Genomic DNA, 13320 nt, shown 5'->3' on the forward strand with positions numbered 1-13320 from the left:
CTCCCTCGCGGGTCTGTGGTGATAAATCCGGGAGAACCGGACACCCGTTTCACGGCGTTGCCGCGTCGGCGCGAGGAGCGCACGCGTCGGCTCGGACGCTTCGACGGGCTTAACAGCCTCCGAGGGCAACGTCGCGGGGATGAGTGACCCGGCAGAGGACGTGGTCGAGCTTCTCGTGACCGCCCACCGCTACAACGAGGACCGCGACCTCGACGCCGACGATTTACCGCCCCGATACCGTCGCGTCTTCTGGAGCGAGTCGCCCGAAGACGAGGCGGGCCCCGGCGGCGTGGAGCGCCCGCTCCACGTGACCGAATCGACCGCGAAGACAGCCACGGGCGTCGAACGACCGTGGGAGGCCATCTCGGACCTCCTGTTCACCCAGCGAAAGGACTTCTCCGGTGAGGTGTCGCTGTCGCAACCGGAGATGGGGACCGAGTGGCTCCTCGACCGCGTCGACGACGAGGACCTTCGCGAGAATCCCGTCCTGGCGAAGATCGCAGAGGAAGCCGACGACGCCGACTTCTCGGTGACCCACGCCGAGGCGCGCGAGGAGAACCGTCCCGTCCGCGCCGACCGCGTGTGGATCGACGCACTCCTCGGCGAGTACTTCGACGAGGAGGAAGACGCCGAGATGCTCGATCTCGTCACAGTGAAAGCGCCCGAGGAGATCGAGATGACGCTGCAGGATCTGGTGCTCACCACGGACCAAGAGGGCGAGATCCGGAAACTGATGAAGGCCATCGAGCACCGCGAGTACCTCGCCAACATCGGCCTCCGAGAGATCGGGAAACTCCTGTTCGTCGGCCCGCCGGGCACGGGGAAGACGACTGCTGCCCGCGCACTCGCGCACGAACTCGGCCTCCCGTTCGTCGAGGTGAAACTGTCGATGGTGACGAGTCAGTACCTCGGGGAGACGGCGAAGAACGTCGAGAAGACGTTCGAAGTGGCCAAACGCCTCGCGCCGTGTATCCTGTTCATCGACGAGTTCGACTCCGTCGCCAAGACCCGGAAATCCGACGAACACGCCGCGCTCAAGCGCGCGGTCAACACCCTGCTGAAGTCCATCGACGAGGTGTCGCTCGTTCGCGACGAGGTGTTGCTCATCTCGGCGACGAACCACCCCGACCAACTCGACGCCGCGGCGTGGCGGCGCTTCGACGAGATCGTCAACTTCCCCAAGCCCGACCGGCAGATGCGCTCGGACATCCTCCGCGTCATCACCCGGCAGATGGAGATCGCGGACTTCGACCCCGACGAGGTCGCCGATCGAACCGAAGGCCTCACCGGGAGCGACCTCCGTCTCGTCCTCCGGGAAGCCGTGTTAGAGGCGCTCACCGAAGAGCGGATGTCCATCACACAGGAGGACATCATGGACGCCGTGCAGGACTTCGAGGAGCGTGACAACCTCAAGAATATGGACATGATCGACGGCGAGGGTGCGGAAGTCGTCGGCGACGGTGCGGGTCACGATCACGACCACGATCACGACCACGATCACGACCACGATCACGACCACGATCACGACCACTGAGATCGTATCGTACCGACCTGCACACCAGTGGATCAGGCGTCCGCGACGATCTGTTGGTCGAGTAGTTCGAAGGTCTCAGACAGCGTGACCCGCAGGTGGTCGCCGTCGAACGCGAGGTGGCCGTGGATTCGGATCGGGTCTCGCTCTACGTCGTCAACGACCCAGTCGATGACGTCGGTCCAGATCGGTTCCGACCAGATGTCGACGCCTCGCTCTGCGTAGAACGCCCGAACGGGTTCCATCGTGCGTAAGACGGCGGCGGCGTTCGCGATGACGAACCACGAACACCGCGTACACGCGGCCTGAATCAGGAGTTCTTGTGGGTTCATGTTCGCCGCCTCCCAGTAGTCGGACTCGGTTTTGAGCGTCGTCTCCGTCGCACCACCGCAGTACGGACAACTGCCGTGAAACATCGCGTTGTGGTCTCGACGGATCCGGGTGTCGAGTGCGTCTGTCACGCTCTCGGGGTTCTCGGGGTCGACTAGGGCCGCCTCGACCGGATACTGAACGTCGATAGTCCCACACGCCCGGCAGCCGATGTGCCCCCGGCCGTCCGTGTACCACGCGAAGAGGCCTGCTCCACACTCCTCACAAGAGCGGTCGACCTCGACCGGGTCGACCTCGACTGTCGGACCGCCTTGGAGCGCGAGTATCGCCTGATACGCCCGAATCCCGGCGAGCGTGAGTTTGTATCCCCCGTCCGTCTCTTCGACGAACTTGTCGCACAACTTCCCGAGGTGGTAGGTGAGTTGCCCGCTGTCGTCGATGTCGGCGGCCCGCTGAATCTCCGAGAACGCGAGCGTCGCGTACCCATCCAGTCCGCTCGCATCGCCCAACGCCGTGATTATCCGGAGTCTGACCTCGTTGGACAGTACCTCGAACGTCCGCGTGGATGGGTGCTCGTCGTCCACTCCGAACCGGATGCCGCCGGCAACGACATATCTTTCGGATGACACACTCAGTCGACCACTCCCGACACCGCTTAGTCCCCGCTCTGCGTCTGTCCGTCGAATGCGCGTCACGCTCCTCGGCACCGGCGACACCACCGGCACGCCGACCGTCGGCTGTGACTGCGACACCTGCGAGGCGGCCCGCGAACGCGGCATCGAGCGGTCGCGCTTCTCGGTTCACGTCGAGAACGAGCGTACCGGCGAGTCGCTCCTCATCGACGTCTCGCCCGACTTCCGCCAGCAGTTCCTCGACCACGACGTGCCCCTCCCCGACGCCGCGGTGGTCTCGCACATCCACTTCGACCACCTCGACGGCCTCGGCAACGCCTACCGCCTGTTCGACGACCTCCCGGTGTACGCCGCCGACGAGGTCGACCCCGTGACCGGCGAGTCCGTCGCCGACACCATCCGCTCGAAGTACGACTACCTCGACCGCGTCACCGTCAACGACGTGACCCCGTTCGAGTCGGTGCGGATGTGCGGCCTCGACGTGACGCTCGTCCCCGTCGACCACCCGCCGCTGGTCTGTTACGGCCTGTGCGTGGTCGACCCCGAGACGGGCGCGAAACTGTCGCTGTCGGGCGACACCAGTTACGACGTGCCCGCAGACTCGCGGACCGTCCTCGCGGACCCGGACTTGCTGCTCGCGGACGGTATCGTCCCCGCGCGCTTCTGTGAGTACCATCCGCTGGGCGGGAAAGACGAGGGACCCGACGGCACGCCGTACACCTTCGGCACAAAGCATATGACTCGCGAGGGGGCGCTGGCGTTCGCGGACGACCTGAACGCCGAGACGACCCGACTGGTCCACCTCGCGCACTACTACCCGCCCGAGGAGGCGTTCGAAGCGCCGTTGGCGGTCGACGGCGAGACGTACGACCTGTAGTCGTCCGGCGAACGCCCGCCGGCGCTCCGATTCTTACACCCCGGCGAAGGTATTTGCGGCTCCGACTCCTAAGTATGCTATCTTGAACGTTCGTTCGGCCCGTGGAGGAACGACAGTCCTCGTCGCCCTCCTCCTCGTCACCTCGGTCCTCGTCCCGTTCGTTGGCGTCGCAGGCGCGGTCCCCGACGCCCGCGTCGCCGTCACTGACGCGACTGTCACGCCCGCGACGCCGACCGCCGGCGCACCCATCACCGTCGAGGCGACCGTCCGGTTGTCCGGCGGCAGCGCCTCCGCGGCCGATCTCGACCGCGTCCGCGTCGTCGACGCTGACGGCACCGTCCTCGGCGAGGCGACGGGACTCGGTACGCTCTCGCAGGGCGAGACGCTGACCGTCCCCGTCACGCTCACCATCGCTGATCCCGGCGCGTACGACCTTCGCGTCGTCGCCACTGTCTCCGACAGCGACGACGAGACGGCGTCTGCGAGCAGACCGCTCTCGCTCGTCGTCGAACAGGGCGCACCGCTCGTGGAGGTCGTCGCGCCCAGCGCCGTCGCTGGCGCGGATTCGCGCGTCGAAGTGACCGTCTCGAACCCGACGAACGCAGCGCTTCGCGACCTCACCGTCTCGGCGGCCGACCCAGCAGACGGCGAGCGGACTCGCCGCACCATCGCCACGCTCGACGCGGGGGCGAGTCAGACGGTGAACCTCTCTGTTCGCCCGAGTGAGGTGGGTGAGGCGACGCTTGCAGTCCGCGTCGACTACACGACCGCCGCCGGGACGCGCGCCAGCGTGACCGCCGAGCAGTCCGTCTCCGTCGAGGAACTCGCCGCCGACGTGGGCGTTCGCGTCGCTCGCTCGACCGGCGACGGCGGCGTGGCGGGCGCTGGCGGCGGCGCCGCAGGACTCGCAGGTATTCTCGGCGGCGGTGGGGGCGGCGCACTCCAGCCGTCGACCGGCGAGGGCGGCGAAGACTCCAGCGACGGCGCTCGCGTCGACGTGACCGTGACCAACTTCGGCAACGCCGCTATCGAGCGAGTCGTTCTCGTCCCGCGGGACGCCAACGGCACCGTCGTCGAGGCTATCGGCCGGGTCGCCGTCGCCGACTCGCTGTCGCCTGGCGAGGCCGCGACCGTCACCGTCGACCTCGCGAACGTCGAGGCCGCCGGCGACGTCCGCTTCGTCGCCGAGTACGACCTGGCGGACGAGCGACGCGAGGCCGCGACCGTCTACGACGTGCGGCCTGCCCGCGGTGCGGTCGACCTCACGGGACTGAACGTCACCGTCCGCGACGACGGCACGGTCGCCATCGCGGGCAACCTCGGCAACGTCGGCGGCGGCGAGGTGTCGGGCGTCGTCGTCCGCGTCGCCACCGACGAGTTCGTCGCGCCCGCGTACCCACAGCGCAGTTACTTCGTGGGGACCGTCGGCGCGAGCGAGTTCGCCCCCTTCCGGGTGACCGCCGCCGTCGACACCGCGAACGCGACGACCGTCCCCGTCGAGGTGACGTACACGACCGGCGACGACCGTCTCACCACCGTCGTCGAGGTGCCGCTCCCGCCCGAGCAGTCTGCGCGGGGCCGCCCGCTGGGCGCGTTCGGTGGCTTCGGCACGCTCGGTGCGGTCCTCCTCGCACTCGGCCTCTCCATCCCCGTCGCGGTCGGGCTACTGGCCCGACGGTACCGATGAGTCGCGACTCGGCCGACGCGAACGCGCCGTTCGCGTCCGTCGGAGAGGAAGCCGCGGAGCAGGCGGACTCCACTGACCCTGCGACCAACGGTGCCGCCGACTCCGCCCACGACGCTCGCGTCGGCGCGGCCGAACTCGCCTCTCGACGACCCGCGGGCGTCCCGCCGTTGCGACTCGTGAACGTCACCAAACGGTATGAGGGCGGTGGCGGCACCGTCACCGCGCTCTCGAACGTCGACTTCGCGGTCGAGGCCGGTGAGGTCATCGCCGTCATCGGCCCCTCGGGGTCGGGCAAGTCGACGATGCTGAATCTCCTCGGACTGCTCGACGATCCGACCGAGGGCCGCGTCGAACTCCACGGCTCACCCGTTGCCGGACGCTCCGAGCGCGAACGGACCGACGTGCGCCGGGAGACCATCGGCTTCGTCTTCCAGGACTTCCACCTCATTCCCACTCTCTCGGCCGTCGAGAACGTCCGCCTGCCGACGGCGTTCCTCCCCGACGACTACACCGACCGCGCAATCGACCTCCTCGAACGGGTCGGCCTCGGCGACCGTCTGTACCACACGCCCGACGAACTCTCCGGCGGGCAGAAACAGCGCGTCGCCATCGCACGCGCCCTCGTGAACGACCCCGACGTGTTGCTCGCGGACGAACCCACGGGCAACCTCGACCGCGACACCGGCGTCGCCGTCCTCGAAGAGATCAGAGGGATCGCAGGAGAGGGCGTCGGCGTCGTCGCCGTCACGCACGACGACCTCGTGACCGAGTACGCCGACCGCACCGTCGAACTCGTCGACGGGGTACTCACCGATGCGTGAACGCCTCTCGCGGGCACTTCGCCGCCGGGCCGACGCTATCGGCCGCCGGTTCCCGGCCGTCTCGCTGGCCGGGCGGAACCTCTCGCGCCAGCGCCTCCGGGCGGGACTGGCGGCGCTCGGCATCGTCATCGGCGTGTTCGCGGTCGTCTCGCTGGGGATGCTCGGGACCGCCCTCCAGACCGCCGCCACCGAGGAACTCGGCGGCCTCGGCAACCAAGTGATCATCAGTCCCGCGCCCGAGACGGACGCGGACACACTCAACGGGCGCGACCTCGCGGCTATCGAGCGAGCGGCGGCGGGCCGCGGCGAGGTGATCCGACTGAAGTCGGCCGGTGCGACCGTCTCGGGGTCCGGCGGGCAGACCGTCGCGCAGATATACGGCACGACGAACCCACGGGCGCTGTTCGGTGACGCGCCGGGCGTCCCCGACTACCACCGGCAGGGAGCGCTCGTCGGCGCGGACGTGGCCGGAGCGCTCGACCTCCGCGAGGGGTCGACCGTCACCATCGAGGGCAACACCTACCGCGTCGTCGCGGTCCTCCCCGAGCAGTCGAGTATCACGCCGCTCCGGGCGGATTCGGCGGTCGTCCTCCCGCCGGGCGAGTTCGCCCAGCAGGGCTTCTCGCAGGTGGTCGTGCAGGCCAACTCCGGGGGCGACGCCGACGCGGTCGCGAGTGAGGTGCGCGAGCAGTTGAACGGCCGCGAGCGCCGCGTGTCGGTGTTCTCGCTGACGAGTGTCCTCGATCAGATCACGGAGTTCTTCGCCCTGCTCAACGGCTTCCTCCTCGCCGTCGCGGGCGTCTCGCTCATCGTCGCGGGCGTGTCCATCTTCAACGTGATGCTGATGACCGTCTCCGAACGACGCGGTGAGATCGGGGTCCTCCGCGCGGTCGGCATCCACCGCGACCAGGTGTTGCGAACGCTGCTCGTCGAGGCGACCTTGCTGGGGGTCGGCGGCGGCGCACTCGGCGTGCTTCTCGGCACCGTCGGTGTGATCGCGGTCGCGCTCAACACCGACCTCCCCCTCGACGCGGTGCTCGTCCCGACGAACGCCCTCGTGGGCCTCGGCGCCTTCGCATTCGGCGTGACGGTGGCGCTCGTCGGGGGCCTGTACCCCGCGTACCGGGCGGCGTGGGAGCCACCCGTGGAGTCGCTCCGGGGGTAGGTCGGCTTCACGCGGTGGTCCCGCGACGAACAGAACCCGAAGACACTTGCGGGCGGTGTCGTCAGGTGTGTCTATGTCGAGATACTGGTCCCGCAGGCGGGCGCTCGCCGCCGTCGGGACGACGCTGTTCGCCGGGTGTAGCGGCTTTCCCCGGGCCGACGCCGGCGGCGCGACCGCGATCACTGGGGGCTCCGAGTCGACGCCCGCAGGCACGCCGACGCCGGAGCTAACGCCCGTTCCTGAACCGGACGCCTCGTTCACGCCCAGCCAGTGGACTGCACCGACAGACGCGCCGACGAGCGACGTGGAGCGAACCGTCCTCGTCGAGAACCTCGAAGTGCCGTGGGACATCTCCGTCGCGAGCAACGGCGACCTGTTCGTTACCGAGCGAGTCGGCCGCGTCAATCGCTTCTCCGACGGCGACGTGGACACCGTCTTCGCACCCGAGGATGCCATCGACGCTGGCTCCATCCCCGCGACGCCGAAGCAACAGCAGTGGTGGGTGAAGGGCGGCGAAGGTGGCACCCTCGGCGTCGCGGTCCACCCCGACTACCCCGATGTAGAGGTGCTGTACGTCTACTACACCGCCAGCGTCGACGACGGGAAGGTGAACCGCGTCTCGCGGTTCGACCTCTCGGCGGACGACCCCGCAGCCACCGAACGCCCCGTCGTCGCCGACATCCCCGCCAACCGCTTCCACAACGGCGGGCGCCTCACCTTCGGCCCTGAGGGCTCCCTCTGGGTCACGACCGGCGACGCCGGAAGCGGTGAACTCGCGGCCGACCCCGGCGCACTGCCTGGGTCCGTCCTCCGAGTCACCGTCAACGGTGAGCCAGCGCCCGACAACCCGGACATCGACGGCGGTGACCCGCGCGTGTTCACGTACGGCCACCGCAACCCGCAGGGTCTCGTCTTCCTCCCCGACGGCACGCCCGTTCTCAGCGAACACGGGCCCGGCGGCCGCGACGAGGTGAACCGCCTCGTCGCCGGCGGCTTCTACGGGTGGCCAGAGACGCGGACCGCAGACGACTACTCCGCACTCGGCGCCGACAGCGACGTTCGCCCGCCGCTGGCGAACACGCTCGGGTCGACTTGGGCACCGACTGGGTCGCTGTTCTACACCGGCGACGCCGTCCCGTCGTGGCACAATCGGATGCTGATCGGTGGCCTCGGCAGTCAGCAGTTGGTCGTCCTGACGCTGTCGCCGCCTGATGCCGAGGTGCCGCCGCTGGGCGAGACGGGTCGCCGCTTCGACGCCGACTGGCTAGACGACACGTACACCGCCACGGCCCACCCCGTCTTGCGGAACGAACTCGGGCGCATCCGGCACGTCGAACAGGGGACCGACGGCGAACTGTACCTCGTCACCTCCAACCGCGACGGGCGCTCGACCGAGCAGTTCCCGAAGGAGAACCACGACGTCCTCGTGCGACTGGAGGCGAGCGAATGAGTCGGCGCGGGTCGTCGTTGCCGACCGGACCCGGGTCGCTGGCGGCGCTCGCGGCGCTGTTGCTCGTCGTCGCTGCGGTCGCACCCGCGGTCGTCGCCGCGGGCGGTGCGGGGAGCGTGGCGGTCAGCCCCGGTACCTCCGCCGTCGGTTCTGCAGGGTCACCGTTCGCACAGACGGACGCACCGAACCCCTGCGTCGGCACCGTCGAACGCGAGCCGTCGTCGACGACGCTCGTGACGATTCAGGGCGCCCGCGCCGGCGAGAAGACGGCGTCGCTGCTGCTCGGCGTCGCGCCCGACGGATCCATCCGCGGCGTCCACAACGACTCCGCCGCCGGGCGCTGGTGGCAGTACGACGTGGACCCCCTGCCGAATGGCGACCTCCTCCTCGCCACCACCGAACCCGGCATCACCGTCGTCGAACGGGTCGACCCCGTCACCGGCGAGCACACCGACGTCCGCCGGCTCCAGAACGTCGAGGACGCCCACGACGTCGACTACCTCGGCGACGGCGAGTTCGTCACCGTCGACAAGGGCGACGAGCGCAACCGCGTGGTGGTATACAACGAGTCGGGCATCGTCTGGGAGTGGCGCTTCGACAACCACACCGACCAGTTCCCGCGCGACGGCGGCGGCCCCTACGCGAAAGACTGGACCCACGTGAACGACGTCGACCCCATCGGGAACGGCACGTTCCTCGTCTCCGTCCGCAACTTCGACCAGGTCATCGCTATCGACCGCGCGACGAAGGAAGTGAAGTGGACGCTCGGGAGCGACGACGACTACGACATCCTCGACGAACAGCACAACCCGGACTTCATCGAGGGTGAGGACGGCACGGCGACCGTCCTCGTCGCCGACTCCGAGAACGACCGCGTCGCGGAGTACGCCCGCACCGACGACGGCGGGTGGGAGCGGACGTGGGTGCTCCGAGGCGGCGGCCTCCACGAACCCCGTGACGCCGACCGCCTCCCGAACGGCAACACGCTCGTCACCGACCGACGCGGCCACCGTGTCCTCGAAGTGACGCCCCGCGGGAAGGTCGTCTGGGAGGTGTACACGCCGTGGCAGCCGTACGACGCCGAACGCATCGGCACGGACCGAGGCTCCGACGGCCCGACTACGCGACAGGTGGGCGCGACCGGAACCCACGAGATGACGGGGAGTGCGGACTTCGAGACCAGCGACATCGAGGCGTGTTACGAGTACCTCACCGGCATCGATCGAACCCGACTCATCGCCGACGACGAGCAGTGGGGTACGGGCGGGAGCCTGACCGATACGGAGACGGGAACCGCTGGCGACACGAGCGGTGACGCCGGCGGCGCGGGCGACGGCGCCGACACGACGAGTCGAGCGTGGACGACGGTGCCCGACGACTCCAGCATCGACGTCCCCGGCTTCGGAATCGGCGTCGCGCTGGCGGCGCTGGTGCTGGTGGCGGTGTTGGCGGTGCGGCGACGGGACTGAAGATCAGCCGAAGCGGTCGAGTCCGGCCTGTCGACTGCCGACGCCGGGCGGATCACGCACCCACGGCGTCCGCTCGGCGCGGAGACTGGCGGCCTCGCCCTCGTCGGCCGCCGGGTCCGCCGCCTCGAACCCCGCACACGACTCCGCGCAGGCGCTCGCGGGGTCGACGACGCGGCCGAAGTGTTCGCAGTACGGCCGCCCGTCCGCGTCGGCGACGCAGTTACCACAGCCGGGGAACTCGTACGTTCTCCACCCCTTCCCGTACGCACGCTCGGCGATTCGGCGGCGCTTGTGAACCTTCGCTGCGGGACTCACGACGGCGATATCCGTCCGACCGGGGTACTCGTCCAGCGGCTCTACGCCCCAGTCGTCGGCGTCGAGCGTCCCCGCTTCCCGGACCACCTCGCGGTCGCCCGTCTCGGGGTCGAACCGCCAGACGCCGACCGCCTCGGGGATGCGGTTCAGGTGCGCGCCGGTGACGTGGCTCTCGGTCGCGAGGACGACCTGGTCGAACAGGGCGAGACTGGCGTCGACCCGGAGTTGCCGCCGGAGGTCGCCCGGCCGCCCGAGGTCGGGTTTGTTCTCGATGGCGACGAGTTCGCCGACCCAGTCGTCCGGGTAGCGCGTCGCCCGGCGCACGCATCGGGTGCCGCCGCGACGCTCTTCGACCAGGAAGCCGCAGTCGACGCCCGCGTCGGCGAGGCCGCGGGCGCGGTCGGGGCGGGTGTCGAACGCGCGAGTGACGGGCACCGACTCACCGACGCCGATGTCGGCCTCGACGACGGCGGGTGGGATGGTCCGGTCGGTGATCCGTGTGCGGCCGTCGAAGTTGGGGCCGGGGACGACGCCGACCACGTCGACGACGCGGCTTCCGGGGGCGGCGACAGCGCCGCCCAACTGCCGCGCGAGCACCCAGTCGGTCGCCCGTTCGAGGTGGGCACACAGCGCCAACTCGAACGCGAACTCCATAGCGGAGGAGAGGACCGAACGGGCAAAAGCCCTCCCACGCCGGCGGCGCTCGCGTGCGAGCCAGCTGACGAATCCGTAGCTATCCGGCCTGATACCTACGGCGACGGGCTTTTGACCCACACACGCAGTGCGTCGGGTATGGATCGACGACGATTCCTCGCCGGCGTGGCCGCCGCCGGCGTCGCGGGACTGGCTGGGTGCGGGACCGCCTCAGGGACGGTTCGCCCGCCGGAACTCCCGCAGCAACGACTCGAAGAGGGGGGATGGGAACGCACCGCCGCGAACACCGAGGAGGTGTTCTCGCGGACGGTCGCGGGGACGGACGTGTCAGCGACGGCCGTCTCACGCGTGTTCGACGACGCCGCACTCCGCGCCGACGTGAGCGACAAGACGCTCGACGCGGTCGACGGGGCGCTCTCGAACTTCTTCGCCGCCCGCATCGCCTTCACGCCGAACCTCGCGGACGTACCGGTGGAGTCCGCACGCGAGGAACTGGCCGCCCGCGCCGCGGGTCTCGCGAGCGAGCAGTTCACCGCGCAGTTGGAGTCGGCGGGGCTGACGGACGTCTCCGCGAGTGAGGCGGGAACGATCAGCGTCGAGACGGGCGAGGAGGCGTCGCTCACCGAGTACAGCGCCGCCTTCGAGTTCGAGTCGTTCTCCTTCGACGTGCGCGGCGACACGCTTCAGATCGAAGGCGGCAGCATCGACGTCGGCGGGAAACTTGCAACGTGGGTCCACGACGGCGGCCTGTTCCTCTCGGGCGGCGCGTACCCCGCCGAGAACTTCGCGCGCAGCGTCGAGAAGGAACTCTCGGAGGCCATCACCGTCTCCGTCGACATCGACCTGGGCCTTGAACCCGAAGTCTACGAGGAGGAGGTTACCGGCCTCCTCAAGCGCGTGGAGTGATCGATAGCGGGCACACGACCAGCACCCAGACCGCCGGATACACAAGCGGTTAGTCGGCCCCGTCCGACGCGGCGGGTATGCGAACGACCGAGGCTTTCGACGCGTTGCGCTGTATCGACTGCGGCGCTCACCACGACCCCGCCGAGGTGACCCACGCTTGTCCTGACTGCGGCGGGATCACTGACCCCGAGTACGATCTGGACGCTGTCGACGTCTCCCGCGAGACGTTCGAGTCGCGCCCGTTCGACTCGCTGTGGCGCTACGAGGAACTGCTCCCGTTCCCCCGCGAGGTCGCCGTCTCGATGGGCGAAGGTGCGACGCCGCTGGTCGAGTGTCCCACGCTTGCTGACCGGATGGGCGTCGGCGCGGTGTACATCAAAGACGAGGGTCGCAACCCGACGGGAACGTTCAAAGACCGCGGGCAGACGGGCGCGGTGACGGCGGCGGTCGAACACGGAGCCGAGGCTATCGCGCTCAACAGCGCCGGCAACGCCGGACAGGCCGCCGCCGCCTACGCCGCCCGCGCGGGCCTCGACTCGCACGTGTTCCTCCCCGACCGCGCCGGCTTCACGCAGAAGGCGATGACGGAGGTTCACGGCGGCGACCTTCAGATTGCGAAGGGAGAGATTACCGACGCCGGCGCGGAGTACGCCGACGCGATGGCCGACGGCAACGAGGGCGCGACCGAGGGCTGGTACTCGACCAAGACGTTCGTGACGCCGTACCGCCACGACGTGAAGAAGACGATGGCGTTCGAGACCATCGAGCAACTCGACTGGAACGTGCCCGACGCGGTCGTGTACCCGACGGGTGGCGGCGTCGGCCTCATCGGGATGCACAAGGCCGCCACGGAGTTCGAGGCACTCGGCCTCACCGACGGTCTGCCAGGTATGTACGCCGCGCAGGCGGAGGGGTGTGCGCCCGTCGTCCGCGCGTACGAGGAGGGGGCCGAACGACACGAGGCGTGGGAAGACATCACCACCGCCTGCAACGGTATCGCTGTCCCCGACCCGGGTGCGTCACCGTGGATCCTCGACGCCATCGAAGAGTCGGGTGGCGGCGCGGTCGCCACCAGCGACGAGGCCATCCTCGACGCCGCCATCGAAGTCGCACGAACCGAGGGGATCGAAGTCGGCGCGACGTGTGCCTCCGCGGTGTCAGGTGCGTTCGAACTCGCGGCGCGCGGGGAACTCGGCGCCGACGACACGGTCGTTCTCCTCAACACCGGCGCGGGGAACAAAGACGTCGACACGCTTCGCAGTCACCTTGGCGCACGCGAGGACGAGGCGGCGGAGTAGTCGACGCGACATCCCAGCAGCGGTGGTCCGTGCGAACCTTCTTGTATCGAACCGGGACCAGTCGCTCCGATGTAAGCGGGCCAGTTCGTCCCCACTGTGTCAGCCCAACTGCTCGCGTCGCTCGCGGGGTCTCAGGAATCGGGCGGCTCGGGTGAATCCCTCGTCACACGGGGCTCGGTGGGGGT

General features: G+C 69.3%; 11 protein-coding genes. 9 read left to right on the plus strand and 2 right to left on the minus strand.

The genetic code is table 11. The features are described 5' to 3' along the window. The first annotated feature begins 139 nt into the window (after positions 1 to 139). A complete protein-coding gene (locus P0D77_RS03755; RefSeq protein WP_277554844.1) occupies positions 140 to 1534 on the plus strand; it encodes an ATP-binding protein in 1395 nt (464 codons plus the stop codon). A 32-nt stretch (positions 1535 to 1566) separates the two neighbouring features. On the opposite strand, the gene P0D77_RS03760 is transcribed toward P0D77_RS03755, so the two are convergent. After that, positions 1567 to 2445, minus strand: coding sequence for a winged helix-turn-helix domain-containing protein (locus P0D77_RS03760; RefSeq protein WP_277554845.1), 879 nt, complete (start codon positions 2443 to 2445; stop codon positions 1567 to 1569). 100 nt (positions 2446 to 2545) lie between these two features. Here P0D77_RS03760 and P0D77_RS03765 point away from each other — a divergent pair, with 100 nt between their 5' ends. The 6 genes from P0D77_RS03765 to P0D77_RS03790 all read left to right on the plus strand — a co-directional run bounded on the left by P0D77_RS03765 (position 2546) and on the right by P0D77_RS03790 (position 9962). After that, the gene (locus tag P0D77_RS03765) at positions 2546 to 3370 is read left to right on the plus strand and encodes an MBL fold metallo-hydrolase (protein ID WP_277554846.1); all 825 of its coding nucleotides are present in this window, start codon (positions 2546 to 2548) and stop codon (positions 3368 to 3370) included. A gap of 82 nt (positions 3371 to 3452) precedes the next feature. Beyond that, positions 3453 to 5057, plus strand: coding sequence for a CARDB domain-containing protein (locus P0D77_RS03770; protein ID WP_277554847.1), 1605 nt, complete (start codon positions 3453 to 3455; stop codon positions 5055 to 5057). Beyond that, positions 5054 to 5878 (plus strand): ABC transporter ATP-binding protein, encoded by an 825-nt coding sequence (locus P0D77_RS03775; RefSeq protein WP_277554848.1) that lies wholly within the window; start codon positions 5054 to 5056, stop codon positions 5876 to 5878. The genes P0D77_RS03770 and P0D77_RS03775 overlap by 4 nt, the downstream gene beginning before the upstream one ends. Continuing rightward, the gene (locus tag P0D77_RS03780) at positions 5871 to 7043 is read left to right on the plus strand and encodes an ABC transporter permease (protein WP_277554849.1); all 1173 of its coding nucleotides are present in this window, start codon (positions 5871 to 5873) and stop codon (positions 7041 to 7043) included. The genes P0D77_RS03775 and P0D77_RS03780 overlap by 8 nt, the downstream gene beginning before the upstream one ends. 73 nt (positions 7044 to 7116) lie before the next feature. Then, positions 7117 to 8493 carry a PQQ-dependent sugar dehydrogenase gene (locus P0D77_RS03785; RefSeq protein ID WP_277554850.1) on the plus strand — a complete coding sequence of 459 codons (1377 nt, stop codon included), beginning with the start codon at positions 7117 to 7119 and terminating at the stop codon, positions 8491 to 8493. Then, on the plus strand, positions 8490 to 9962 hold the full coding sequence (locus tag P0D77_RS03790; protein WP_277554851.1) for an aryl-sulfate sulfotransferase: 1473 nt from the start codon (positions 8490 to 8492) through the stop codon (positions 9960 to 9962). The genes P0D77_RS03785 and P0D77_RS03790 overlap by 4 nt, the downstream gene beginning before the upstream one ends. Positions 9963 to 9965: 3 nt before the next feature. On the opposite strand, the gene P0D77_RS03795 is transcribed toward P0D77_RS03790, so the two are convergent. Then, positions 9966 to 10931, minus strand: coding sequence for a DUF5787 family protein (locus P0D77_RS03795; protein WP_277554852.1), 966 nt, complete (start codon positions 10929 to 10931; stop codon positions 9966 to 9968). A gap of 138 nt (positions 10932 to 11069) precedes the next feature. Between P0D77_RS03795 and P0D77_RS03800 the strand changes: the two genes are divergently transcribed. Both P0D77_RS03800 and P0D77_RS03805 read left to right on the plus strand, forming a co-directional pair. Continuing rightward, entirely contained in the window at positions 11070 to 11837 is a 768-nt protein-coding gene (locus P0D77_RS03800) for a DUF6517 family protein (RefSeq protein ID WP_277554853.1), read from the plus strand. A gap of 77 nt (positions 11838 to 11914) precedes the next feature. Next, positions 11915 to 13135 (plus strand): threonine synthase, encoded by a 1221-nt coding sequence (locus tag P0D77_RS03805; RefSeq protein ID WP_277554854.1) that lies wholly within the window; start codon positions 11915 to 11917, stop codon positions 13133 to 13135. The last annotated feature ends 185 nt before the right edge of the window (positions 13136 to 13320 follow it).

This window comes from Halobaculum limi, assembly GCF_029490015.1.
Classification (GTDB): Archaea; Halobacteriota; Halobacteria; order Halobacteriales; family Haloferacaceae; genus Halobaculum; species Halobaculum limi.